The organism is Cohnella luojiensis, from assembly GCF_004564235.1.
Taxonomy (GTDB): domain Bacteria; phylum Bacillota; class Bacilli; order Paenibacillales; family Paenibacillaceae; genus Cohnella; species Cohnella luojiensis.
In genome coordinates, this window is sequence record NZ_SOMN01000005.1 from 61,101 (window position 1) to 87,945 (window position 26,845).

At 47.3% G+C, this 26,845-nt stretch carries 18 protein-coding genes; all 18 read left to right on the plus strand.

Translation table 11 applies throughout. From position 1 onward, the window contains the following. Positions 1 to 65 precede the first annotated feature (65 nt). Complete coding sequence (locus E2980_RS06250) at positions 66 to 812, plus strand: M23 family metallopeptidase (protein ID WP_135151286.1); 747 nt, start codon at positions 66 to 68, stop codon at positions 810 to 812. Positions 813 to 1,219: 407 nt separating this feature from the next. Beyond that, positions 1,220 to 1,507: a sporulation transcriptional regulator SpoIIID gene (spoIIID, locus tag E2980_RS06255; RefSeq protein ID WP_135151287.1), complete on the plus strand. Its 288-nt coding sequence runs from the start codon at positions 1,220 to 1,222 to the stop codon at positions 1,505 to 1,507. Positions 1,508 to 1,612: 105 nt separating this feature from the next. Next, the gene (gene mreB / locus E2980_RS06260; protein WP_135151288.1) at positions 1,613 to 2,611 is read left to right on the plus strand and encodes a rod shape-determining protein MreB; all 999 of its coding nucleotides are present in this window, start codon (positions 1,613 to 1,615) and stop codon (positions 2,609 to 2,611) included. 25 nt (positions 2,612 to 2,636) lie between these two features. Beyond that, on the plus strand, positions 2,637 to 3,503 hold the full coding sequence (locus E2980_RS06265) for a flagellar hook-basal body protein (protein ID WP_135151289.1): 867 nt from the start codon (positions 2,637 to 2,639) through the stop codon (positions 3,501 to 3,503). Positions 3,504 to 3,529: 26 nt separating this feature from the next. Next, positions 3,530 to 4,372 (plus strand): flagellar hook-basal body protein, encoded by an 843-nt coding sequence (locus E2980_RS06270; protein WP_135151290.1) that lies wholly within the window; start codon positions 3,530 to 3,532, stop codon positions 4,370 to 4,372. A 66-nt stretch (positions 4,373 to 4,438) separates the two neighbouring features. Then, positions 4,439 to 4,672 carry a DNA-directed RNA polymerase subunit beta gene (locus E2980_RS06275; protein ID WP_240702907.1) on the plus strand — a complete coding sequence of 78 codons (234 nt, stop codon included), beginning with the start codon at positions 4,439 to 4,441 and terminating at the stop codon, positions 4,670 to 4,672. Between the two features lie 122 nt (positions 4,673 to 4,794). Then, complete coding sequence (locus tag E2980_RS06280) at positions 4,795 to 5,304, plus strand: CDP-alcohol phosphatidyltransferase family protein (RefSeq protein WP_135151291.1); 510 nt, start codon at positions 4,795 to 4,797, stop codon at positions 5,302 to 5,304. Positions 5,305 to 5,529: 225 nt separating this feature from the next. Next, positions 5,530 to 5,967, plus strand: coding sequence for a 3-hydroxyacyl-ACP dehydratase FabZ (gene fabZ, locus E2980_RS06285; RefSeq protein ID WP_135151292.1), 438 nt, complete (start codon positions 5,530 to 5,532; stop codon positions 5,965 to 5,967). A 24-nt stretch (positions 5,968 to 5,991) separates the two neighbouring features. Then, entirely contained in the window at positions 5,992 to 7,692 is a 1,701-nt protein-coding gene (locus E2980_RS06290; protein WP_135151293.1) for a phospho-sugar mutase, read from the plus strand. A 22-nt stretch (positions 7,693 to 7,714) separates the two neighbouring features. Then, a complete protein-coding gene (locus E2980_RS06295; RefSeq protein ID WP_135151294.1) occupies positions 7,715 to 9,763 on the plus strand; it encodes a DUF5693 family protein in 2,049 nt (682 codons plus the stop codon). A 482-nt stretch (positions 9,764 to 10,245) separates the two neighbouring features. Further along, positions 10,246 to 11,388, plus strand: a complete 1,143-nt coding sequence (gene csaB, locus E2980_RS06300; protein WP_135151295.1) for a polysaccharide pyruvyl transferase CsaB — start codon at positions 10,246 to 10,248, stop codon at positions 11,386 to 11,388. Between the two features lie 59 nt (positions 11,389 to 11,447). Then, positions 11,448 to 12,218, plus strand: coding sequence for a WecB/TagA/CpsF family glycosyltransferase (locus E2980_RS06305; RefSeq protein ID WP_240702908.1), 771 nt, complete (start codon positions 11,448 to 11,450; stop codon positions 12,216 to 12,218). Positions 12,219 to 12,354: 136 nt separating this feature from the next. Beyond that, positions 12,355 to 13,485 (plus strand): glycosyltransferase family 4 protein, encoded by a 1,131-nt coding sequence (locus E2980_RS06310; protein WP_135151392.1) that lies wholly within the window; start codon positions 12,355 to 12,357, stop codon positions 13,483 to 13,485. 159 nt (positions 13,486 to 13,644) lie between these two features. Beyond that, positions 13,645 to 17,505: an S-layer homology domain-containing protein gene (locus tag E2980_RS06315; RefSeq protein WP_135151296.1), complete on the plus strand. Its 3,861-nt coding sequence runs from the start codon at positions 13,645 to 13,647 to the stop codon at positions 17,503 to 17,505. A gap of 539 nt (positions 17,506 to 18,044) precedes the next feature. Then, positions 18,045 to 20,672, plus strand: a complete 2,628-nt coding sequence (locus E2980_RS06320; protein ID WP_167747005.1) for an S-layer homology domain-containing protein — start codon at positions 18,045 to 18,047, stop codon at positions 20,670 to 20,672. Between the two features lie 151 nt (positions 20,673 to 20,823). Beyond that, positions 20,824 to 22,932 carry a hypothetical protein gene (locus tag E2980_RS06325; protein ID WP_135151298.1) on the plus strand — a complete coding sequence of 703 codons (2,109 nt, stop codon included), beginning with the start codon at positions 20,824 to 20,826 and terminating at the stop codon, positions 22,930 to 22,932. Positions 22,933 to 23,195: 263 nt separating this feature from the next. Then, positions 23,196 to 24,578, plus strand: coding sequence for a sugar transferase (locus E2980_RS06330; protein ID WP_167747006.1), 1,383 nt, complete (start codon positions 23,196 to 23,198; stop codon positions 24,576 to 24,578). A 15-nt stretch (positions 24,579 to 24,593) separates the two neighbouring features. Beyond that, positions 24,594 to 26,819, plus strand: coding sequence for an O-antigen ligase family protein (locus tag E2980_RS06335; RefSeq protein WP_135151300.1), 2,226 nt, complete (start codon positions 24,594 to 24,596; stop codon positions 26,817 to 26,819). Positions 26,820 to 26,845: the final 26 nt, after the last annotated feature.

A 26,845-nucleotide genomic window follows, 5' to 3' on the forward strand; every position in this document is an offset into this window, starting at 1 on the left:
TTCAAAGTAAACAGGTATAAAACCTCTTCACCTGGTAAGAATGGCTTACTGAGGTGATGATAATAATGAATGAAGGAAACAACAACAACAAAACACCAAGAAAAGTCGAAGAGTCTTACAAGTCAGTTGCGGGATCGTCTCCCGCTGTCAGGCCTACCGGATGGAAAAAGTTCCTTTCCAAGCGCTGGGTATTCCCTGCAGCTTACATGGCCGCGGCAGCAATCATCGTTACGATTCTCTGGCTGAATTCGGGGACGGATCCGAAAGATCCGCAGCAAGCCGTTCCCGGTCTGACAGGCGTCGAGGGCGAAGCCACGGTTAACGGAGAGAACAGTCAGGAAGCAACAGCAGTAATCGTTAACGGAGAAACTCTTCGTTGGCCGGTAGAAAAGATCGAGGATATGACCACGATTCTTCCGTTCTATGATGCAACGGCGTCCGTGGAAGAACGCGAAGCGGCTATGGTAGAGTACGATAACACGTTCTCTCCGCACATGGCTACCGACTTGGCACGCAAAGATGCCGCGTCGTTCGAAGTCGTGGCTGCTCTGAGCGGTAAGGTGACGGTAGCAGGACAAACTCCGACCAACGGCTACGAGGTGCAAATCGAGCACCCGAACGGATTGGTTACCGTGTACCAAAGCTTAACTGATCTGAAGGTTCAAGTCGGTGACGAAATCGAGCAAGGCGATGTGATCGCATCCGCCGGACAAAGCGAATTGGAACCTGCAGAAGGTATTCACGTACACTTCGAGGTCCTGAACAACGGTCAATCCGTTAATCCGAGCACGCTGATCAAATCCGCGAAGTAAAAGAGATCGCAAGAATGTAGGGAGACTTCATCGCAGACGATGCGATAGAGTCTCCCTATTTCTTTTTGCTCTGGGAGGGTCGTCCCATTCAGCGTCCAGCGGTGCAAGTTTTTTGCGAATCGGACGGAACGCCCGCAATTAACCCTTACAAGCTGGATTTGCAACACCATACGAATATCGTAATCGTTGGAAAAGCCGACAAATAACCATATGTACATGCCTTGAAGACAGCGGGGAATTTCCCTTCCGTCTTTTTTCTTAGGGCTAAAGGAGCACTAAAAAGCCCGCTAGACCTATGAATCGCGTCAAAAAAGGGACTTTCCTAGCTTGTCAGGCTTGGCAACCTAGAATAAGTGACCGCGCCCCTCATATACTGTACCAATCTATTTCAGCAGGGAGGCGGGAGCGTGCACGATTACATCAAGGAACGCACGATCAAGATTGGCCGAAGCATAGTGGAGACGCGCAATACGGTGCGTACGATAGCCAAGGAATTCGGCGTCTCCAAAAGCACGGTGCATAAAGACCTAACTGAGCGCTTGCCGGAAATTAATCCGGACCTGGCAGACCAGGTAAAGCACATTCTTGAGTATCATAAGTCGATCCGGCACCTAAGGGGGGGGGAAGCGACCAAAATCAAATACAAGAAGACGACCGTCAAAAAACGGGAAGTTATGACAGCGGGGAAGGCATAATTTTGCTAATGATGTCGAAAAGAAAGAAGGATTTACCGCATTAGCAGCGAATATTATACTATTACGATATCAGACACTCCATATTTGGCGAGGGATAATAGACGCATGTTAAGCAAAGACATTGGCATCGATCTGGGTACGGCTAACGTATCCATTCACGTAAAAGGCAAAGGAGTCGTGCTCGACGAGCCTTCCGTGGTCGCCATCGAGAGCGACACCCGCAAGGTACTTGCTGTAGGAGAGGAAGCCCATCGAATGGTCGGGCGTACTCCGGGCAATATCATCGCTATCCGTCCGCTTAGAGACGGCGTTATTGCCGACTTCGAAGTGACGGAAATGATGCTTAAGGCGTTCATTCAACGCGTTGGAGGCCGGAATTGGTATAGCCGTCCGCGAATTCTGATATGCGCTCCGTCGAATATTACGTCAGTGGAACAGAAAGCGATCCGCGAAGCGGCCGAGAGAAGCGGCGCCAAGGAAGTCTTCCTCGAGGAAGAAGCGAAGGCGGCTGCGATCGGCGCCGGGATGGATATTTTCCAACCGAGCGGAAATATGGTAGTCGATATAGGCGGAGGTACGACGGATGTTGCCGTTCTTTCCATGGGCGACGTCGTAACCGCCTCTTCTCTTAAAGTCGCGGGGGACAAGTTCGACGCCGCGATCATGAGATACATAAAGAACAAATATAAGCTGTTAATCGGCGAACGTACGAGCGAAGATATCAAGATCAAGATCGGAACCGTCCATCTCGGCGGCCGCAGGGAAGAGATGGATATTCGCGGCAGGGATATGGTCACGGGTCTGCCTCTTACGGTTACGATACATTCGGATGAAGTTCGCGAAGCATTGTGGGAGCCCGTAATGTCCATCGTTGCTTCGGCTAAGACGGTTTTGGAGCGTACGCCGCCGGAATTATCCGCGGACATCATCGACCGCGGCGTTATTCTGACCGGCGGCGGCGCGCTTCTCGACGGACTCGACGCATTGCTCTCGGACGAGATCAAGGTACCGGTCCTCATCGCGGAGGACCCTATGCATTGCGTCGTTAAGGGAACAGGAATCATGCTGGAGCATCTGGACAAAATGACCCGCAAGCTGGGATAACCGACGCGAACGAGGAGGCAGCTCCATGTTAAGAGGATTGTATACGGCAGCATCCGGAATGTTGGCCCAGCAGCGGCGTCACGATACGATAACGAACAATATAGCTAACCTTAACACACCCGGATTCAAGGGAAGCAATGCAATCACTCGCACATTTCCCGAGATGCTGATATCCGCCATGGGCGGAGCCAATCCTCCCGAAGGCAGCTTAGGTAAGCTGAGCACGGGAGTGTTCACGGAAGAAAACCTGATGAGTATGATTCAGGGCGATTTGAAGGAGACTTACCGTTCTCAGGATTTGGCTTTGATCTCGGACATTCTGGTGGACGGGGCAACGTTCGACGAATCCGGCAAGTACGTGGACGAGAACGGGGAAGTGACGTATAAGCCTCAAGCGTTTTTCACGGTTGCGAATGCGTTTGGCGAGGAACGTTATACGAGAGACGGAAGCTTTAAGACGGCTCCCGACGGCACATTGATTACATCGGACGGACTCGAAGTATCAGGGGCAAACGGACAGCCGATCGTCGTGAATGTTCCATGGGAAGAAATCGGAATATCCGCCGATGGCAGACTTCTTAACGCTGTTACCGGATTGCCATTAGATGGTGAGCCGCAGCTTCGCATCATGCGAGTGGATAACCCTAATCTTCTTGTTCGCGAAGGGGATGGCCGATTCCGTTATGCCGGAGAACCTGCTGGTATCCGGCAGATTGCGGCAGGCGACCGGGTACAGGTACGCCAAGGATACTTAGAGCGATCCAACGTGGATTCCGCGCAGTCGGCGGTTGATTTAATGGCTGCCTTGCGCGCTTATGAAGCGAACCAGAAGGTTATTCAAACGTATGATCGCAGCTTGGACAAAGCCGTTAATGAAATCGGTCGAGTATAACAGACGCCCAAAGGAGGAACTCCTAAGTGAATAACTCGATGATTACCGCGACAGTTTCCATGGGCGCGCTTCAGCAGAAGCTGGACATACTCGCAGATAACTTCGCCAACTCCAATACCGTGGGCTATAAACGCAAATCCGCGGTATTCGAAGATATATTGACCAGTCTTAATCCTCAGGTAGAGGATTTCAACCAGCCCGGCAGAAGGACTCCGCTAGGGTTTACCCAAGGCTGGGGATCAAGATTGTCAGCCATACAGACAGACATGTCCCAAGGCGTTCTCCAGCAGACGGGGAACATGACCGATGTTGCAATTGAAGGCAACGGACTGTTCGAAGTTCGCACGGACGGAGACATTAACGGAGCTCGGGCCTTTACGCGCCACGGTCCGTTCCAGTTAATGCCGGATGCGAATGGGGATCGGATACTCGTTACCAATTCAGGGCAACGGGTTGTCGGCGATACGGGAGCGGGCGAAGACTTTATCCGCGTTCCGGCCGGATATAATTTAAGCATCGGGACCGATGGAACGTTAACGGCGGTTGGCAGCGAAGGAACAGACCCGATCGATCTGGGCAGACTAAAGCTGGTGCAGGTCACCAACCCCGAGCTGCTGCAGGCGATTGCAGATAATCTGTACGGAGTCCCCGAGAATATTAATCCGGACGCTATCGTACGAGATGTGGCGTTACTCCCTAACGGGGAATCCAGCATAGCCGTTCGCCAAGGCTTCGTGGAGCAATCCAATGTAAACATGGCGGAGGAAATGACTGATCTAATGATCGTACAACGTGCTTATCAACTGAGCGCAAGAGCTCTTACCTCGAGTGAACAGATGATGGGGATGGCCAATAACTTGCGTGGTTGAGTTGATAAGCGGATAAGGTATAATTCCGAATCCGTAACGTTGTGCGTCGAAGGAGACGAAATCTTCATGACAGCACCCAACCGTTCGAATGATACCAGCAACCGATCCTCCGGGAGGACGATTGCCCGAATCGTTTGGATGAGCATAAAATTGTTGATTATTCCCGTATTATGTATTGCCGCGTTAATCGTTGGATTGGCGATCGGATATGTCGTTCTGGGAGACAAACCCCTGTCGGATGTATTCGATTCCAACACATGGAAGCATATGTATGATCTCGTGTTCGCGGAAGGCGGCTAATACCCTAGCCTGCGTCTTGCAACCGGGACGACAACTCCCCGGCTTTTGCTCGGGGAGTTTTCATTTGTAAGAACGAGAGTTATAATGATGGGGAACTTTAGAGAAATGGGGGAAAGCCGGGAATGAATGTGCCTAATACACTGACGATGTCCCGATTCGTGTTAATCCCCTTGTTTTTGTTCTTATACTTAAACGACCAGACGATCGCTGCTCTGTGCACGCTGCTGGTCGCGGGGTTGACTGATTTTCTGGATGGCTATATCGCGCGTCGCAGTGGGCAGGTTACGGTAACCGGCAGTATGCTCGACCCGCTTGCGGATAAGCTGATGATGCTATCCGTCATCTTGGCTCTCTTAATCAAGAGCGTACTTCCTTTAACCGCATTCGTGGTCATGGCTTTCAGGGAACTGGTCATGATCGTCGGTTCGGCTATTTATCATTTCAGAGGCTTGAAGACAGTGCCGGCTAACGTGTTCGGCAAAGCGACTACAGTCATCTACTATGCGGCGATTACGCTCATGTTCCTCGAACAACCGGGCGGCGTGGCCGTGTTGTGGTGCGGAATTGCTTTGTCCTTTGTTACTTCGGTTATATATTTTATGAAATTCAAAAGCTTGAATAGGGTAGCCTGAATGTGCGCGGGCGTTTTTATCGCTCCACAAAAGAGCCCGCCGCCGGCTGGAGGATCGGCTGGCGGCGGCAAGCTCTCTTATATCAACCTCTGCGACTGCAGTTCGCCTCAGGGATGATTGTATTATTTCCGTATTTATGCGGCTTATGCGCAACCGAAACATTGTGACAAAAAATCGCTGCGTCGACGCGGCATAATTTATTGCACCGTACAGGAGGAAATCATTATGTTGGACATCGTACAAATCCAGGAATTAATTCCGCACCGCCCCCCGTTCTTGCTCATCGATCGTATTCTGGAGCTTGAGCCGGGCAAACGCGCGGTCGGACTCAAGAACGTGACCATGAACGAGCCTTTCTTCGTGGGACATTTTCCCGGATATCCGGTTATGCCTGGCGTGCTTATCGTTGAAGCGCTAGCCCAAGTAGGAACGGTGGCTATGCTGGCTTTGGAAGAAAATAGAGGGAAGCTCGGTTTCTTCGCGGGGATAGACGAATTCAGATTCCGCGGACAGGTTAAACCAGGCGATACGTTGATCTTGGAGCTGGAAGTGACTCGCCTGAAAGGCCCGATCGGCAAAGGACGCGGTACCGCTCGCGTCGGAGATACTGTCGTGGCCGAAGGCGAGCTCATGTTTGCTTTATCGGACCCGTCAAAGGGCTAAAGATAGAGAGAAGGAGAGATAACTATGGCTAATCCGAAACAACTCTACGAGGCGTGGTTGAATGATTCCAACATCGATGAACAGACGAAGGACGAGCTTCGGGCGATAGAGGGACAAGCAGCGGAAATCGAAGACCGTTTCTACCGGGATTTGGAGTTCGGCACAGGCGGCTTGCGCGGCGTTATGGGCGCGGGTACCAATCGGATGAACCGTTATGTCATCGGTAAGGCGACTCAAGGGTTCGCCAACTTCTTGCTGGAGCAATCCGAATCGCCGTCGGTTGTTATCGCTCACGATTCGCGCAGCAACTCCGACGTTTATTCGATAGAGGCCGCATGCGTACTCGCCGCGAACGGCATCCGTACGTACTTGTTTCGCTCTCTTCGCCCAACGCCTCAGCTATCGTTTGCCGTTCGCGACTTGAAAGCGACCGGAGGCATCGTCGTAACGGCCAGCCATAATCCGCCTGAATATAACGGATACAAAGTATATGGCGAGGACGGCGGACAGCTTGTCCCGCACCAAGCCGAGCAAGTCATCAACCATATCCGGTTGATCGATTCCTTTGATCAAGTAAAGAGGCTCACGCAAGCGGAAGCCGAAGAGCAAGATCTTCTCTGCTGGCTGAACGATGACGATGATCAACGCTTCGTGGATCGGGTAGTGGCACAGACAGTGCAACCGGACATGCTCAAGAACGGCGCGGGAGAAGCGCTGGGCGTCGTGTTCACGCCGCTTCATGGCGCGGGCAACATTCCGATTCAACGGGTGCTGGCGCAAGCTGGTTTCTCGAACGTTAAGGTCGTTTGGGAGCAGGAGCAACCGAACGGGATGTTCCCGACGGTCAAATCGCCGAACCCGGAGGAGCAGGAAGCATTCGCTCTTGCGATTAAGCTAGCGAATGAATCCGATGCCGATATCATCGTAGGGACGGATCCGGATTGCGATCGGATGGGCGCTGTCGTAAGGAACGATAAAGGAGAATTCGTCGTTCTGACGGGCAACCAATCCGGCGCGTTGATGGTAAACTATTTGCTATCGAATCTTCAGGCAAAGGGCAAGCTGCCTGCTAACGGGGCAGTCATCAAGACTATTGTCACTAGCGAAATGGGCGCGGATATCGCTGCATCCTATGGTTGCGAAGTATTCAGCACGTTGACGGGCTTCAAATATATCGGCGAGCTGATGACGAAGTTCGAAGAGACGGGCTCCCATGAATTCCTCTTCGGTTACGAGGAGAGCTATGGTTACTTAACGGGAACTTACGCGCGAGATAAAGACGCGGTCGTCGCTGCTCTGCTTATCTGCGAAGCAGCAGCTTATTATAAGTCGCAAGGCAAGACCTTATATGAAGAATTGCTTGAGCTCTATGCCAAGCACGGAACCTATTTAGAGAAGCTGGAATCCCGTACGCTCAAAGGCAAGGATGGCGTTGCGCAAATCGGTGCGATCATGAACGATTGGCGCGTAAGCCCTCCGGAAGAGATCGCGGGAGTAGCCGTGACTAGAGTGCTCGATTACGCGAAGGGTCTTGACGGCCTGCCGGCGGAAAATGTATTGAAGTTCATGCTCGCGGACGGCTCGTGGTTCTGCTTGCGTCCTTCGGGCACCGAACCGAAGATTAAGGTTTATTTTGCGGTACGCGGTACGGGGTTGGATGGAGCAACAGCTTCCTTAAAGCGGCTTGTTGACGTCGTCATGGCTCGGGTAGATTCGCTGGCTTAGAAGAGATGAAGGAGTGACCGTTGTGCCCCAGTGGCTGAATACTTGGAATGCAAGGTTGGCAAAATGGCTTTGGTGGGTCGTACTTCTTGGCATCGTGGCGGCATTGCCCGTCATGTATGCGAGAGTGCAGACGGAAACCTCCGCGAATGAAGTCGCTATCGTCATGGATTATCGCGATTTACTGCAGGTCGGGAATTCGCAAGCGAACCCGCAAGCTTTCGTTCAGGAGCAGCTTAAGCTTCTGAAGGAAGCGGGCGTGAACGGCATGGCCGTGTTCGAAAGCACGCTTGAGGAGTTGTCCTGGGATGGGGAAGTGACTGTCTATAACTCGACTCAAGCCGCTTTGCTTGAGGGGCGCGTACCGCCTCCCGAGGATAATGGGACCTATGTGGTTTTTAACAGGCCGGAGCATGAGCAAACGCTTCGTCCGATCATCGAGTGGGCGTTCCGCCATCACGGCGCAGAGGTGACAAACTGGTCGGTGAAGGATCACTCCGGCTTACGCCTGAACATGGGCTACGACGATGCGTACATTCATGCCATGCAGCCTAACCCGATCGCGATGGGGATGCTGAAGGATGCCGGCTTCCAGATCGTGCCGAGGCTGTCGGATCGCTTTGATCCGTTCGACGCCCAAGAGGTGGACAAGTGGCTGCAGTCCTTTAAGGAGCTCGGGGTAACTCGGGTATTGTTCGACGGGGAAGCAGTTACCGGATACGGCAAAGGTATCAAGTTCGGCGGCGTTCAAAGGTTTGCGAGCGAGCTGAAAAAACACGGGATCGGCGTTGCTATTTTCGAAAATCTGAAGGTTCCGCAGAAGGGTATGGCCAGGTTGGCCAACCTGCTGAAATACAATGCGATCAGGGCTCACTCCGTCGGAGAAGCGGAAATGACCGTAATCAAGAAGCCAGTGCTGGAAGATCGTCTCGTTTTGGCTGTAAAGGACCGCAACATTCGCTTATTATATTTGAACGCGGCGGCCGTGAAAGATTCGGCCAAGGGTCAGATCTCTCATCCGCTGGAAAATATCGTCGACGTGCTGAAAGGCGACGAGGAATCCGAATCCGTTGGCGCCGTCCAGCAATTGAAGGAATTCGGATTCGAATTAGGGGTTCCGAAGGCGTTCGAGGTACATAAGGCTCCACAGGAAATGATACTGAGAGGAATAGCGGCTCTGGGAGCCATCGCTCTAGTGGCGCTGACGTTCGGCTTGTTCATTCCGTCATTGCTGCTGCCGGTCATCGTGATCGGAGGCATCGGCGGAGCAGGATTGTACGTGCTTAGCTCCACTTTAATGGTGCAGGCTTTGGCCTTGTTCGCGGCTATCGCGGCGCCTACAGCCTCGGTTGTCTTGTTGATCAAGCGAATTCGGGTGCTCAGAGAAAGCGCGGAGGATCAACCGATATCGGGCTACCGCAGATTGGGCGGCGCCATATTGCTGCTGGTTAGGACGACTATCCTGTCGTTGGCGGGGGTTCCTTTTATCGTGGCGCTCCTGAACCACATTTCGTATAGTTTGGTTTTGCAGCAATTTAGGGGCGTAAGCCTTCTGCATTTGGTACCGATCGGGTTGGTTGCTTTATACGTGTTTCTGTATGGAGCGGGGAATTCGGTCCTCGGGAACGCGAGAAGAATTCTCTCCATGCCCCTTACAGTGCTATGGATCGTCGGTATCGGGATTCTCGGAGCGGCAGGGATGTATTACTTGACGAGAACGGGCAACGCCGGACAAGTATCCGGTCTGGAATTGCAGTTCCGTTCCATTCTTGAAAATACGTTCGGCGTCCGTCCGCGGACGAAGGAGTTTTTGCTCGGGCACCCGCTGTTCTTCGTCGGTATATTCCTAGCGCTGCGGTATCGCTGGGCTATGGTATTCCTTATCGCGGGTACGATCGCGCAGTTGTCGATGGTGGATACGTTCGCTCACATTCACACGCCGCTATTGCTCTCGCTCATCCGTATCTTCCTGGGCCTTGGCATTGGCGTAATCATCGGCCTCGTCATCATCGCGGCATGGCAAATTTGCGAAAAAATATGGAGAAGATGGAAGAGTTCGGGGCAGGCGGCTTAGCTCACTTGCGGCTTTCTCGTCGCTTTCCCGCTATCCCTTTCGCTCAGTAACTTGTAAGGAAGTATCAAAAACTAAGGATATCCCCTTCGCTCAGATCATGCGGCGTAGGGGATTTAGTTCGAGGAGTAACATGGCGGGATTGGTTCGGGGCTTCAGCGAGTCGTGAAGTTGCGGGTTCTCTTTCACGGTATCCCTTTCGCTCAGACTAATCGCAAAGGGGAGAAATGTGGCTTGATGGAGCGGTATTTTCTAAATTCCTTTTAATGTGCCATTAAAGTTTTTTAAGGACGATCGTTAATCGTAATATGTTACTCTGATGAGGAAACTTATTGCCAGAGTCGTAATATTTGAAATAGAAATGGTTAGTTTGTAGGAGCGGGCTTCTTGGAGCATCCTATGACGAAGATCTTTGGCGATAGGGGCGGGGAAAAATCGTACAGCTTGCAGAAGGACGAACAGGAAACGGCAGGAAAACTCACCGATTGGTGCTGTCGGGGTATTATGGTTTTCGCAATAGCGGGGACGAGGCGGTACTCAAAAGCATTCTGACGGCGCTTGAAGAGGCTGCGGGGAAAGCGGGAATCAAGATCGAGCCGGTCGTGCTTTCAGGGGATCCGGACTGGACTCGCAAGCAATACGGAGTGGAAGCCGTGCATCGCACGAAGCTCGGCGAGGTTAGGCGGGCGCTTAAGAGTAGCGATGGTCTGATCAGCGGCGGGGGGAGTCTCCTTCAAGATGCGACGGGGCTCGGCTCCATCCCGTATTATCTGGGGATTATGGCTTTGGCTCGCTGGTGCGGCAAGCCCACGTTCGTGTATGCCCAGGGGATCGGGCCGGTAAACCGGAAAATGTTTCAGCCTTTCATCGCCCGAGCGTTCAAGCGAGCGGCTTACGTGTCGGTGCGCGACGAGGAATCGGCGACGTTGCTGCGACGTTACGGAGTGCCGGCGGCCAGCATCGAAGTGGTGCCGGATCCGGTGATGGGCTTGCCGGCGGGGGATGTCGCCGGCGGCAGCGCCGCGAGCGATCGCGGCGCCGATGCGGCGGCGAACGCCAACGCCGCCGCAAGGGCCGAGGACTCGCCACCCGTGGTGGGCGTGTCCGTCAGGTTCTGGCGCAGCGACCGCGCGGACCTGGACCGCGCGGCTGCAGCGCTTGAAGCGCTGGCCGGACGCCAGGCCGTCCGGCTGCGCTTCCTGCCGTTCCATCGCGGCGCGGACGAGGATGCGTCGCGCTACGTGATGGAACGGCTAGCGGGCTCCGGGGCCTCGGCGGAGCTCGAGATGGCCCCGGCGCACGATGACCCGCAGCTGATGCTGCGGGAGGTCGGCCGATGCGCGCTGCTCATCGGGATGCGCCTGCATTCGCTCATCTATGCGGCGAATCAGAACGTGCCGCTGCTTGGGATCTCGTACGATCCCAAGATCGACCAATTCGTGCAGCGTCTCGGTCAACGCGTCGTCGGTACAACCGAATCGCTGGACCCCGACTACTTGGCGCATCAAGCAAGCGAAATCCTGCGAAATCCGGAGCAATGGCATCAATCCTGCGACGAGGCAATTAGCCGGTTGAAGCAAGAAGCCGCGAGGCCCTCGCAACAAATCGTCGAGCACATACGTACTTAGTGTAGGGATTGAAAATTGTCAGCCGATAATCAAACTCGATAGCTGGAGAGTGACCGCATTTGAATCCCAAGACGAAGCCGTTTCCTACGGTTTCCCTGTACGGCGTACCCTTTTCCAAAATGAATATGAAAGAAACCGTGAACTATCTCACTAGAGCCATTGAATCGCGCAATCCCCACCGGGTGATCACGGGCAATCCGATCATGCTGATGGTCGGTCTGGACAATCCTTCTTTCCATCGCACCTTGTCCACCGCCGATCTCGTCGTTCCCGACGGAGCGGGCGTCGTCTGGGCGGCACGCCGCCTCAAGCAACCCGTTCAGGAGCGGGTCGCCGGCTTCGACCTCATGCACGAGCTGCTGAGCGAAGGGGATAACCGCGGCTGGAGCGCGTATTTGCTGGGAGCGTCCGCGGATATTATAGAATCGGCACACGAGAAATTACGTCGGCAATACCCTGGCGTGCGTTTCGTCGGGTACCGGGATGGTTATTTTACAGATAGGGATGATGGTGAAGTAGTCGCTGCCATTCGAGCGGCTAACCCCGACCTCCTCTTCGTCGCCCGTTCTACGATGAATCAGGAGCCATGGATAGAAAAGTACCAATCCGTGCTCGGCGTTCCGGTCATTATGGGAGTCGGGGGCAGCTTTGACGTCGATTCAGGTAAACTTAAGCGTGCTCCGGCACTTTTCCGCAAGTTGGGGATGGAGTGGTTTTACCGGTTGCTTCAAGAGCCTTCCAGATTCAGGCGGATGCTCGTGCTGCCGCAATTTGCCCTTAAAGTGATTAAAGACGGAGATAAAGTCCTCAAACCTAAGAATCCATCGTGAAAACTTTCATGAAAATGAGGTAAATCATGAAAAACGGCTGAAAACGAGGGAATGTTAGCCTTGTTGAATTCCCTGTAGCGGGAGTATAATTCATTCCGGTACAGAAAAAGGGGAGTTGTAGATGTTGTCTGGTTGGATGTTAGGAATTGGACTTATTTCATTCATAGCGGCTATGGCGCTTGCGCTTGTTCTAACGCCGCTCGTCAAGAAGCTGGCGGTTCGCATCGGCGCGATCGACATGCCGAACCATCGTAAAGTTCATACAAAAATCATGCCCCGTCTAGGTGGCGTAGCGATTTACTCGGCGTTCACGGTGGGATTGTTACTTATATTGCCTTGGTTGCCGGATGGCATTCTGAGCGCTTATGATCGCAACTTGATCAGCGGGCTTCTCGTTGGAGGCACGGTAATCGTATTGCTGGGCGCATTGGATGACAAATTCGATTTGTCCGCGAAGCTAAAATTGCTCGTGCAGATCGGCGCCGCGTGTATCGTCGTATTCGGATATGATGTTAAGATCAACTTGTTGAACATTCCTTTCGGCTCCGCGATGCAGCCGCTCGGCGAATGGCTCAGCATTCCGCTCACGATCTTCTGGATCGTCGGCGTAACCAACGCGATTAACTTGATCGACGGTTTGGACGGGCTTGCAGCCGGGGTTTCCGGTATTGCCGTTGCCACCATCCTCGTCATGGGTATCATCATGGGTAATACCACGGTTATCCTTTTATCCGCGATTTTGCTCGGCAGCATTGTTGGTTTCCTATTCTTTAACTTCCATCCCGCGAAAATATTCATGGGAGACTCGGGCTCGCTATTCCTCGGTTTCGCTCTGGCGACTCTGTCCATGCTCGGGTTCAAACAAATTACGGTCGTTTCCTTCGTAACGCCGCTTCTCATCATCGGCGTTCCGTTGTCGGATACTTTCTTCGCCATCGTCCGTCGTTGGATTCATAAGAAACCGATCTTCGCCCCGGACAAAGGGCATCTGCATCACTGCTTGCAGCAGCTCGGCTTCAGCCACCGCAAGACGGTGCTTATCATTTACGGAATCGCCACTTTCTTCGGCGCTTGCGCGGTCGTACAGTCCACCGTATCGAACTCGGGGCTCGGCAACTGGATTACATTCATTGTTATCGCTGCTCTCGTATTCTTATTGCAGATAGGCGCCGAGCTTATCGGAATCGTCGACCAGTCTCGCCGTCCCGTTCTCGACTTCCTCGCTAGACTTCGCATGAAGCCTCAGACGGATTCTCGGGGAAAGTAAATTAGCACTTATTCGTGACCAAAGACTCAATTGTCCTTCCTTATCACCATAAGGTGGGGCAATCGAGTCTTTTTTTTCGTCGTTTCGTCTAAACATTTCCCTCCGGATGCCCGATAACAGAAGTACGGAACTTTTGCTATACATAAGGAGGATTCTTTCGTGAGAAAAATATTATCAGCATTTTTGGCTCTCGCACTAGTCGTTACTTTAATACCCTTCGGTCTCGTCAAACAAGCGACGGCTGCAAGCGCAGCGACATACTTTATTCCTGACACTACGAGTCTTCGAGACACGGCGTTATTGACAATCGACGTACCTGCCGCATCAACGTTGCTTACGCGGGCAAATGCCTACACGACCAATAACGGCAACCTTACTATTAAGGGTACGTTTGCTTATGTATCTTCAACTACGATGAGCGTTAAAATCGATCAGTTGAATCTTCAGCAGAACGGCACGTGGACACCGGATTCGACGCACTTTACGACCGGTTCCGTTCAAGAAGACACAGGTTCGACGAATCGTTTCACCGCAAGCAACCTTACTTTGTTTGCCGGGATGAATAGAATTACGTTCACGGGGACGCAAGGTTCAATTCAACGTTCAGATGTATTTTATGTCTTGTATGACCAAATCCCATACATACAAAGCTTGAAAGTCATTAGCGGTTCTTCTACCATTAATCTGAACGAGGGAGCGCAAGCTGTTGTTCCATCGGAGACCATTACGCTGCAGGGGGTTGCCAAGAACGCAAATAAAGCAACCGTTAGCGTGAATGGGGGGGTTGCGGTACTTACTTCCGTATTGGAAGACGGCACGTTTTTCTCGCCTGCGTTAACATTGGTACCAGGATTAAACACTCTTCAGCTATCCATTACTAATGGTACCAATACAATTAACGTTTCGCGCGATATTTACTATTTTGACCCGAATAAGCCCTATACGAGCGTTCAGTTGGTGCATACCTCCGGGAATTATCAATTGTTGAATAAAATACCGCAAGTTACGAATGGAAGCGCGAATACTGTACCTCTTGAAGATGCCACCTTAGATGTGACGATGTTAGTTCCTTATAACTCGGCGGCATTCGGCGGTACGGCTACTTATTCGATTAACGGCAGCGTAACGGCTACCGTGTATACTGCTACCGAAACCATCATTCCGGGCAGCGACGGCATTACGCCCCAGTATAAGCTTATTAACTTCGTGACTCCGGCGTCGTTCGATTTCCAAGTGTCCGGTTCCGCTTATTTGCCGGATCAGGTTGCCAATCTGACGGTTACTTACGGAACATTCAGCACGACGTTTAATGGGAAGTTCAAGTATTTGCCGGGAGAAACAATTATTACGGATATGCAGTACCTGCCTGGTTATGATGGAATATCGAATATTACGGGAGCGGCTAAGGAACCATTAAATGGGGCTGAAGTCAGCGACTCCACTTTTTATATCTTATTAGATGCAGATAATACGACGATACCGCCATTATCGGGGAAGTATCTCCCGCTTAGCACTACGTCTCTAACTCTTACATTAATTACACCGCCAGGAGTTGGGACCAAACAAGCAGTATACAGAGTAGATGATTTCACCAACGGCCAACAGAAAGTACAATTTAAGTTGGGTACTTCTACATCAACGTATAACGCCGATATTTCTTATATATCCAAGAGTTACATTTATGTAGCGAATTTGTACGATGGACAGACGTACACTTTCGATTCACGCTTAACAGGCAACTCATTGACGATATCCGGTCAATATATGGGATTCAAAGCAATCAGCGGCGCTCAATACTTTATCAATGGAATAGCCATGACCACTCCGGCACTCGGCGTTGCTACAGGGACTCCAAGCTTTAGCTTGTCGCTTGCTATCGGAGGCTCGGGTCCTCTCGTGTTCGGCGAGAACCGGATCGTGTTCAAAGGCGTCAACACAAGCGCTACAGGGATTACCCAAGAGATTGTTAAAGAGATCAAAATTTATTTGATCGATACGAACGTCTCGACGATCACGCGTTTCCAGCCTACGCTTAGCGTAGCTACGCGTGAAGCATTTACATCTGCAATACTAACGTCTTACACAACGACCCAAATGGCGAATATCTTTTATGTGTCGCCGGAGTTTCTTTTCAAGACGGACAAATACGTTACAAGCGAGAGTGGCTATGATCTCGTGCTTCGAGGCGGCGGAGCTTCGTCGTTGAATTTGAAACTCGGCTCGATTTCATTCTTCACGAAGACCATTCCTATTGAAGGATCTCCAACACTGGAAACGGGCGTTATCTATACGGATCCAAGCACGGGTAAAACCTATACTTATGATTTCGCGGGGGACGAGAAGGACTTTATTTTAAGGATCCGCGATATCGCTTTCGCTGCACCAGAATCGCACGTATATAATCTGGAGCTTATCAATAGTACGGGTGCTAGAACGAATCAGCTAATGGAGGTTACGCGTGAAGTATCTCCCTATCGGATCTTGTCTCCGCAACCGACCGTCGGCGATCAAATTATCGTAAATAAGAACTTCGTTCGCTTCGATATTGAAGCCGAGGGCGCGACGGAGGTTCTTGTTGACGGTGAAATCGCGGCCAAGCGTACGGACTTGAATAATCGTTTTACTTACGAATTCGTTGGTCTCAAGCCTGATAAGCAGACAGCGATTAAAATTCAAATCAAGCGTGCTGATGCGACTTTAAACGATACCGTGCAAGTGTTTTACACGAGTTCCGTTCAAGTGGACAGTCAGTACATGCAGAAACTGACGAATAAATTCGACGTGTTCAACAAGAGTCTTCAACTCACCTTTCCTAAGGGAACAGTTCTGAAGTCCGCTAACGCTAACGTGACTGGTATCACGAAGCTCTATAACAATACGATGTTCTTGTTCGGCATAGCGGATCCAGTGAGCGGAGTCGTAGAGAAAAGGAACGATTACGGCAACATCATCAACGTCAACAACGACGATAGGACCTACCAAGGTTCAAGTCCGATAATCATTCCTGATTATCTCGTCATTCGATTCGGCAACAACACGAATACGACTAACTTTACAAGAATTTCTCCAACCTACTGGATTAGCGGGGGTGTAGGAGAACTCGGCAACAAAGGCGAGATCGGATATAAGCCTGCGACCAATGGACTTGCACCCTATTCCGTAGAAGGCAGGTTTACCGAGTATGAGCTAGAGCGCAAAGTCATACCGACCAATCGCGGAGAGTTAACGATGAAGTACGATACGAACGTCGTTGACGAGGTTGGATACACGGTTACGGTATTCCGCTATACGGATAACGGGAACTGGGAGAACATCGGCGGAGAAGTAGACACCAAGAAACACACGATCACCGTTCCGTTCGATGATTTCGGATATTATATGGTAGTGAAATTAAGAAAAGGCTTCACGGACATCACGAATCACACATGGGCAAGAAATATTTTGAATGGCTTGTACTCCAAGGGCATCATGAACAATGTTCGCTTCGATGAGTTCGGCGCTAATGATCTTACGACGCGGGGAGAGCTTGCTACTCTACTGGTTAAGGGATTGAACATCCCTCTAAATCACGAAGGAAATCAAACGTTCTTCGATATAACTCCGGGAACGAAGACGACGACATGGGATTACGAGCATATCGAGACGGCTGCTAGAGCGGGTATCGTAACCGGTCTTGACGAAGGTTTCTATGGAGCCGGTATTCCGGTAACGCGTCAGGAAGCTGCGGTCATGATCGCTAGAGCCTTAAAGCTAAAGCTCTCCGTGAATAACAGCAAACTTGAGAGCGGTCTAGCGAAATCATTTGTCGACTCCGGACTCGTCCATTATTATGCTAGACCATCTGTCGAGGCCGTCAATAAAGCAAAAATCATGACAGGTACTGCCGTGACTGTGCCAGGGCAGAAGAAACCGATGTATAACTTCAACCCTAAAGGATATATGACTCGTGCAGAAGCTGGTAAGATTACAGTTGCTCTACTGCAAAAGAGTTCAAACATTTTCCCTAAGAACTTAAGCTAGTATAATTAGTGAGGGGAGGGGGGCCAAACGGCGTTCCCTTCTTTCTCTTTCATTGGTTCTACAGGAAATGATTTACCAATGACTATCTCTCACGTCCAAGCTATACTAGAAAAGCGATAAGCCCTTACATAATAAATAAGGTTCGGTCGTTGTCCGAAAGGTTAAAAAAAGTTAGAGGATTTTAAAATAATCCGCAACTTTTCTCCGTGCTATGCGTTTAACATGATGAGTCTTTCGAGAGGGACTCGAGAACTAATCTTCTACTCTCTCTATGAAAATCTTCTTTACGCTGCACAAGCGCCTCATGTATAATGGGGAAAGTGGCATATTTTACCCTGCCCACTTTGTGCTGATTTTCGATTCTATTCTTTTGTTTACGAGTTTCTGCGACATGATCTACTAACTAGGCATGCCGTCAGACATCAATTATAGACAATGCTCTACTCAAGGAAGGGGGTGAAACACCGATGAGAGATTCGAGCTATAATTCTTACACACAAACAAAACAGAAACATTCTCGAGGAGGAGAAAAAAAGGTTATGAAAAAAAGTTTATCCCTTTTACTAGCTCTTACATTAGTGTTCGGCCTGTTTGCCTCCATGGCATCCGCTGCTGATGCTGTAGCGCCAACAACTGCTGAGAAATACAAGATGTTGGTTGACGCTAAGGTTTTGAAAGGTACTACATCCGGAGATCCTATGTTGGACTCCAAACTGACTCGCGCTGAATTCGCTACAATCGCAGTTGCAATCGGAGGACTTACTCCTGCAACTTCCGGCGCTACGTTCACTGACGTTAAAGCAAGCCAATGGTGGTACGGTGCAATCGAAGCCGCTGCTAAAGCTGGTCTGGTTAACGGTTCAGGCGGAGGTAAATTCTCGCCTAAAGCTGACGTAACTGTTGAGGCAGTAATCAAAGTTGCTGCTCTGACTGCTGGTATTAAACCAGTTGAGGGCGCTGTTGTTGAAGGATCGTCCGCATGGGCTGGTCCTTACATTAAAGCTGCTCTTGACGCTGGCATCATTGCAGCAGGTCTTGACTACAAAGCAGCCGCTACTCGCGGTCAAACGATCGACGTAGGTTATACTGTATATCAATTATTGACAGTGCCAGCTGAATTGGCAGTTTCCAAGATCTCCCAAACAGGCGCTAAAAAACTCACTGTTGAATTCAAAGGCGCAATTACTGCCGATGAAGAAAAAGCATTGACTGCAACTGTTAAAAACGGTCAGATCAACTACCCAGTAACGATCAAAGTTGCTGACGACAAGAAATCCGCTGTATTGGAAGCTACTTTCCTACCAGCTGGAGAGTACTCTGTAACTGTTAACAAATTCGATGCAATTAAAGTAACTGTTGTTGCTGCTGTAGTTACAAAGATTGAAATCGGCGCATCTACACTTCAAGCAACATACAACCAAGACTTGCAAGTTAAAGCTCTTAACCAATTCAATGAAGAAGTTAAGAACGAATCGGTTGCTGTTCAAGCTTACAGCAGCCAAAACGGCGATCTTGTTGCAGCTGGTAAACTGGCTGCGGGCAAACTTAATCTCTCCGGAGAGAAAGTGGATAACACTGTAGTTGTAACAGCAACTCATTACAAAACAGGTCTTTCCGCTTCGAAAACTTACAAGTTGGTAGCTGGTAGCTCTGCTACAAGTATCCAAATTGGCCAAGTAGCTCCATTGAAAGACAAAACTCGTATCTCTGTTAATGAAACAGGCTTAGTTCTTCCTGTAAAGCTTGCTGACCAATATGGCGCAAACATCAAACTTCCTACAACAAGCGCTAGTGGTTCAGCTAAAACATCCGTTCAAATCGGCGGAATTGATTTTGTAGTAAGCGATGTAGCAATCGTTGATGCAGCTTCTTTCGCTGTTGATGCTGATGGCGTAATGACTTTCAAAACAGGTGCTAAAGACGGCACGGTAGTAATCACTGCTGTTAACCCAGCAACAGGTGCTTCCGCTTCTACAGTTATTAAAGTTGAAGCAGATGCAGCATTGAAAACATTCCAAGTTAGCGCGCCAGGCGCAATCGTAGTTGTTGGTGAAGCTGTAACGTTCCCTTATGTTGCTGCTGACACTTTCGGCGCTCCAATTGCTGCTAAAGATGTTCCTTCTAAAGTAGCTGGTCTTGCTGCTGATTCCACTGGTTTCACAGTTCAAGCGAACGGTCTTACAGTTCCTACTAAGTGGAAAGCAAATGGCGATCTTCAATTGACGTTCCCAGCTAAAGGAAACGTGAACGTAATCGTATGGTTGAAAGGCGCAATCGTTTCTCAATTCAACGTTGAAGTTAACGATGTAGCGTATCCAGTAAGTATCACAGGAACTAAAGATCTTAAAACGACTTTGACAGTTTACGGTCAACAAGATCTTGCTTTCAACAAGTTGGTAGTCCTTGACAACTACGGTCGTACAATGGATTCCGCAACTGGTTGGGCTCTTACGTTCACTGAAGAAGGCAATGCAAACACATCTATCGCTGCCGGTAAAGTTACTGGAGATGCAGTAGGTGCTGAGAAAGTAACTGCAAAACTTACAAAAGGTACAGAAGAAGTATCTTATGATATCGCGTTCAACGTAATTAAAAACGAAGACGTGAAAACAGTTGAAGTTAGTGCTGTCGGAACTGTATATGCGGCTACTACTCCTGCATATGTTACTTCCCACTCTGCTGATCTTACCCTAACGGGTAAAACAACTAGCGGAACTGAAGTTGCAATCCGCGCAGCTGACTTCTACAACCTTGTAACATCCTCTGATTCTGCAATCGTTGCTGTTCCAAACAGCGGTGTATTGAAAGTCAATGGTGTTGCTAAAGGTACTGCTACTGTAACCGTTTGGAAAAACGGCACTAAGCTGAGTGAGCAAACTGTAACAGTATCTGATGTTGCTCCAATTGCAACAACTGTTAAATTTGCAGATGCTGAAGGAACTGCAACATCTGCTACTCCTTTCGATGCAAAAGCCAAATTGGAAGTTAAAGACCAATACGGCAAAGATTACAACAAAAATGTCGGATACTGGTACTCTTCTGATGCAACTGTTGCATCTGTAGATGCTACTACCGGTGTTGTATCGTACGTGAAACTTGGTACTGTTACAATCACATACGTATCTGTTAACGGTCTTTCCGCTAACATCGTTGTGAATGCAGAGTAATGTAAACAGAATTAAGGAAAAAGAGCTTGGCATATGCCAAGCTCTTTTTTTTTGTAATAAAATATCGATTACGAAATTTATTACTCACTCGAAACTTATTGACTATAATAGACGTTATATTAGGTAGAGAAGTCTTTGAGGAGGAACTAAATTGGTACAAACAAGAATTCTATTAAGTAAAACTGTAATGATGATTTTAACAATGGTTTTGTCGCTAGGTTTCATGTCAATGTTTAGTCAACGCACTTATGCAGCTGTTACTAATGCTCCTGCTCCTATTCGGATAACAAGTACTGCGACTGTACAAGTAAAATCCGCTGAATTATTTACTCAGGAGAAAGGCTTGTATCTAATCTATACATTAACGTATACCAACAATGGAAACACTACGCTCCAATTAGATGATTTCTGGTCTAAGGCTAAGAGTACCTCGGGGAAAATCTACTCAACAAGTGTCGTGGATAAGGATAAGAAAACAACAAGGTTGAGTGGTAAATCCAGCGTGGATATCACATACTACTCGCCTGTTGATGACAATGCAACCCTATCAAAGCTCATAATAAGTATCGTGAAGTGGGATTTCTCGGTACCGAATTATACACGAAACATTGGAGCATTTAATTTAGCAAAGGGCTATGGCGCAACAACCGCAGCATTCCTTCCCAAATATCTATTTTCCAAAGAGAGCAAGTTAAAAACGGCCATTAAAGGGGTTCAGAGCTCGATTGATAATGATGAGCGGATTCTAAAAATAAACTTCTTGATGGAGAACTTAAATACAAGGGAATATCGTGCAACTACAACTCAATTCTATGTGGTTGCTACTGATGGATCCGTCTACGCTGCAAAGAATGATACGTTGAAGGATTTAATTATTCAACCGAAAGAGAGAAAGATAATCACACTGCAAGTAAAGCTACCTGTGATAGCGAATGAAAAAGGAATTAAACTTCTTACCGGTTATTTAAGCGAAGCAGATGGGATATATATACCGATTGCATCCTACCAAGTACCAAAGGGAGCAACGCAATCCTCAGCGGAAGTAAGCCAATTATCCTACGGAAATTATCTCATTGAAATCACAGGCTATGGAAGGCTTCCAACAGGTACACAAGATACATTGACTGCAAATTTTAAGATAACCAACAAAGGTAAGACTGGTTTGAAAATCCCGCAATTAAAGGCATCTTGGTCCTTTAATGGAATTGCTCAAAAAGCTGGAAACGAGTTAGTAGTAGCTTATGATCAAAGAGTTCAGCTGGAACCGAATGCTTCCATACAAATGATTGCAAGTACACAAGTGCCCTATTCAGCAACATTAAGCGATATAAGAGTGAGCTTAAAAGAAATTGCAGACGATCAAACCGAAAAAGTAGTTGGTCAATTTAAATCCATTAAAGTAAATGAATTCAAAGATGTAACGAACCAGATAGCAGAATTTGATCGATTGGCTGCTAAGACCAGTTTAGAGTTACTGAGGGTACGTTCATCGGTAGAAGGTAGACAATTTAATATTAGTGGAGATCTTGCAATTACGAATTTAGAGCCTCGCACAAGTAATCTGCAGAAGTATGGGGTATACTTGCGCGGTGAAGATGGCTTGATTTATCCACTAACAATTGGTAATTATGCGAAGACTGTGATTACGAATGGTAAGATACTAGTTCCATTCAGTGGGAAGGTACCTGTGTCATCTGAAACTGCTAAAATGAATATCCTAATCGCAGAATTGATACCAACTGTAAATGAAGGCAGTACGCCGTCGACAACAATTCCAGGTTCTGTAGTGAGCATGACAACAGTGTGGCCGGCAAGCATACCTCAATCTCAGTTCTTTAATCTTAATGTCGGTAACTATAATCTCTCTATGGATAAGTTCTATGCTTATTTAGATTATAGTTCTGGAGGAATTCAAGGACTAAATCTAGACTTTGAATACAGTATGCTTATTGATTCAAGTTTCGATGATATTGCAGGTCCATACAAGCTAAGAATAGAGATCGAAGATCAGAATTCGAATAAGCTAACATTAGCAAAAGATATCGAGATGGATAGCAAGAGTCAGGAGTTTAAGGAAGGCCAGGCAATTAAAAAAACAATTCAATTCACGGATCCTAATCTTTCAAGCCAAGCTGAATTCTTTAAAGAATACAAATTATCAATCTATTGCGTTACGAATGATCAGAAGGTGTTGTTAGCTCAGAGAGCTATGCCATACTTTTATATTCAATGGCTCGAATTCCAAGATAAAGAAAAATAATAACTAAACAACCACACTCCTACATGCTAGCTCGGGAGTGTGGTTTTTTTAGTTAACTTCTTTTACGACAAATTAAGACAAAGTAAGGGTATAAGTGTTAAACTATATAATATTGATACTATATAGTTGGGGAAATATGTATGGACCTAAGTGAAACAATAAAACAGCAGCCCTACCAAGATCGGAATAAATCCGTAGGGACAATTGCAGAACAAAGAGTACGTGCGGACAGAATTACATTAAGTGTTCGAAGAGTAATCCTAATGGCCGAATATTTAGGGTTTATTCTTACATTCTATATATTAATGATGGTTAGAGTGCTACCCAACTATGATCATGTTGATCATTACAACCCAATTGCTTGGGCTAGCCAGATTTCTGTTTTTACAGATTACGCTTTGTTTCTAGCAATTTTGTTAGTGCTGCATGCTTTTACACTTATTCAGAACCAGCTTTTTTCAGGTAAGGCGGATCGCTCGATCTTAGAAGAGTATTTATTTGATTTTCGAGCTATTATATTCTCTTTCTTAATTACTGTTGGAATCACATTCTTGTTGAAGACGACATTTCTATATTCCAGGATAACATTAGTATTATTCGCTATTTTAATGCTTGTTGAATCATTGTTTTGGTTGGTGACAAGACGTTCCATAATGAAGCATCTGAATAACAAGGGGACACTTAGAAGCAATATACTTATTGTCGGTGCCGGAAGAGTTGGTTTAGATGTATACAATAAGGTCATAGTATCGCGAACAAACAAAAATCATTTTATTGGATATTTGGATGATTATAAATCCAATAAGGACGTAATAGGCACAATAGCAGAATTGGAGATGATATTACAGAAGCAAAGAATTGATACAATTTATATTACGATTCCATCGGAGAAACATATTATAGAATCGATGCTCCGCACGATATACAAGTATGATGTTGATATTCGAATAATACCAGAGATGTTCGATCGAATGACGACCGTCTTTGCTTTCCGTAATGATCTTGACTATCCATGTTTGCAAATTGTGAAGACTCCGTTAAGAGGATTGAATGTGCATTTGAAACGGATTTCAGATATTAGTGGGAGTCTTATTATTATGTTGGTTTTATCGCCTCTCTTTCTTATTATAGCCATACTAATAAAGTGTGAGTCAAAAGGGAGAGTGTTCTTTAAGCAACAACGCGTCGGTAAGAATGGGCTGCCCTTTCAAATGGTTAAGTTCAGATCAATGTTTAATGGTGCTGAACGGAACAAATCTTCTCTGCTTAATGACAATGAGATGACAGGACCCGCCTTCAAGATGCGTAATGACCCGAGAGTTACACATATCGGGCGGTTTATTAGGAAGTACTCATTAGATGAATTGCCTCAGCTATGGAATGTTCTGAAAGGGGATATGAGTCTCATAGGGCCTAGGCCCCCCCTTCCTGAAGAAGTAGAGAGATATACGGATTATCATTGGCGACGAATGGATGTTCTCCCCGGTATGACCGGGTTATGGCAAGTAAGCGGGCGGAGTGATCTAGATTTCGAGCAATGGATAGATCTTGATATCTATTATATTGAGAGATGGAGTATAGCTCTTGAGATGAAAATTCTGCTTAAAACGTTACCTGCAGTTGTCAAAGGTTCAGGCGCATATTGATGAGGAGTGTCACAGTTGAAGAAACAAATTGAGATAAGCGCTATGGAATGGTTTGCTTGGGGTTGGATAGGTCTGTTGTTACTGCTTAGCATTATGAACAATGGAATCTTTCAAGGGCTTGGACTGAATAGCGGTAGTTTGTTTATTATATATGAAAGGCCATTGATCTACGGATTCTTCATAACAATTGCCGTCATGATCTGGATCTCAATTCATGTATATCAAAAACACTTCCAACTGGAACGTAAAATGATTTATATGCTTGTTGCCTCGTTACTTTGCCTTACCTATGTGCTAAGTAGTTTCAATGCGGAATCGCCAATCCTTGCAAAGTTTGGCGTATTTATTAGTTTGATGGTTGTTGTTTTTTTCATTGCTGGCGCATTTATAGCCCAGTACAATCGAATAGTTAACCTCCTCCCTAAAATCTATTTGATATTTGGGTATATTATTGTCATCTACGGTTTTATGAATTTATTAGGTAATACCTATCTATTGGACTCTTTATCATTTATTGACGGTGTTCGAATAACTTCCATTTTTCAATATGCGAATGCCTACGCTGTAATGTTATTGACGTTATGGATTGCCATTATAATCGAATTAATCAGAACCCCTAATCGATGGGCACGTATATTACACGGGTTCATGTTAGTGCCAGTGTGTGTTTCCTTTCTCCTTACTCTTTCCCGTGGTGCACTAATTGTATTGCCTATTATAGCTATTGTTATCTTGCTTATGTTTAAGCTCAAACAGCAAATCATGTTCATCGTCTATTCTGCCCTAGGTATGGGTTTATCCTTGCTAATCTATACGCATCTGGAGAAAGCAGGTGCAAAAGTATTCAAACTGATTCAAAAGGCAAGAGCAGAGCAAGTTCCGTTCGATACGAAATTCGTATTTTCATCGCCTTCAGTAACTTCATGGGTTTATCTTATAGGCATATCAATAATTATGAGCGCGCTTGTTCAACTAATCGTTGTTTACTTTGTACCTCGTTTAGCGGATAAAGAGAGAAAAGATAAGTCAGTGTGGGTAGATAAAATAGTTCCGGTAGGGTTGTTGGTCGTATTTCTTGTTGGCGCAATCGCGGTGACTAGTAATAAGGTTATTCAACTACTTCCTGATGCAATACGGGCTCGTGTTGAGAATGTTAACTTACAGACACATTCCGTATATGAACGATTGACGATGTACAAGGATGCTATTGAGATTTGGAGAGAGAACCCAATCATAGGTGGAGGAGCAGGCTCATGGGAAGCCCTCTATGAACAAAATCAGTCTTACTCTTATATTAGTGCTCAAACACATGGTTACTTGACCGAGCTACTTGTTGAAGTGGGCTTAGTGGGATTGATCATATATGTAGGTTTTATAGTATCTATTTTCTATGTTTTTATTCGATTTTATCGAAAGTCAAGCGAGTCGGAGAGGATAAGATGGATATTTTACTTTATAGTCCCCATCACCATATTGATCCACTCCCTGATCGACTTCGAGATGAGTTACATTATGTACTTGGTGTTAGTATTCCTGTGCTTAGGTGTAATGACGGGTACTCAGCGTCAACCTATTGAACTTAGTTTGAAAAAACAAACCATGTTAAGAGTTAAGTGGGTCTCATTCGTTTTTACTTCTGCCCTAGTGCTCGTAATGGCCATATCATACGGTAATCAATTGTATGCGAATAGCAAATATAAAAATTCAGAAAGTGCCCTAGTTAATAAACAACCCTTTGATCAAATAGTAAAGGATCTAGACTCAGGGTTATCAAAATCACCCGGGCATCCTGTGTTGTTATATCAATTGGCATCACTGAATTACCAAGCCTATGATCAAACCAAAGAAGACAATTACTTAAAGATTGCCGATAGATACATAAACAAACTAGCTATTAAAGAGCCTCATTATCGCCAAAATATTGAACTGAACTATCTCATTAAATTGAAAATGGGTGACAGGGAGAAGGCAATAAATATTCTACTTGAAGGTGTGAGGATGTATCCATTCGAACAGTCGCTATATGATAAAACAGCTACAGAGTTATTAAAAAAATGGGAAGAGAAACATGCTGCCGGTTCTAGTGATGCAGATTTAGTTGCTAAGCAAATAGTAGAGTTATATGAAGAGATGAAACGCCGTGAACAAATGATTTTAGAATTACCTAAAACAGTAGTCTTGAATAAAAAGTTTGCAGTTAGTGACACAGTGCGATTGGCATCTGAGAAAGTAAGTTCTTAGAACGTAAATTAAAGGGAGGTGAACGG

What these genes read in the sequence shown, in the direction of transcription:
- E2980_RS06250 (WP_135151286.1), top strand. Translation starts at nt 66, where the DNA reads ATGAATGAAGGAAACAACAACAACAAAACACCAAGAAAAGTCGAAGAG.
- mreB (WP_135151288.1), top strand. Translation starts at nt 1,613, where the DNA reads ATGTTAAGCAAAGACATTGGCATCGATCTGGGTACGGCTAACGTATCC.
- E2980_RS06265 (WP_135151289.1), top strand. Translation starts at nt 2,637, where the DNA reads ATGTTAAGAGGATTGTATACGGCAGCATCCGGAATGTTGGCCCAGCAG.
- E2980_RS06275 (WP_240702907.1), top strand. Translation starts at nt 4,439, where the DNA reads ATGACAGCACCCAACCGTTCGAATGATACCAGCAACCGATCCTCCGGG.
- E2980_RS06280 (WP_135151291.1), top strand. Translation starts at nt 4,795, where the DNA reads ATGAATGTGCCTAATACACTGACGATGTCCCGATTCGTGTTAATCCCC.
- fabZ (WP_135151292.1), top strand. Translation starts at nt 5,530, where the DNA reads ATGTTGGACATCGTACAAATCCAGGAATTAATTCCGCACCGCCCCCCG.
- E2980_RS06290 (WP_135151293.1), top strand. Translation starts at nt 5,992, where the DNA reads ATGGCTAATCCGAAACAACTCTACGAGGCGTGGTTGAATGATTCCAAC.
- E2980_RS06310 (WP_135151392.1), top strand. Translation starts at nt 12,355, where the DNA reads ATGTTAGGAATTGGACTTATTTCATTCATAGCGGCTATGGCGCTTGCG.
- E2980_RS06320 (WP_167747005.1), top strand. Translation starts at nt 18,045, where the DNA reads ATGAAAAAAAGTTTATCCCTTTTACTAGCTCTTACATTAGTGTTCGGC.
- E2980_RS06330 (WP_167747006.1), top strand. Translation starts at nt 23,196, where the DNA reads ATGGCCGAATATTTAGGGTTTATTCTTACATTCTATATATTAATGATG.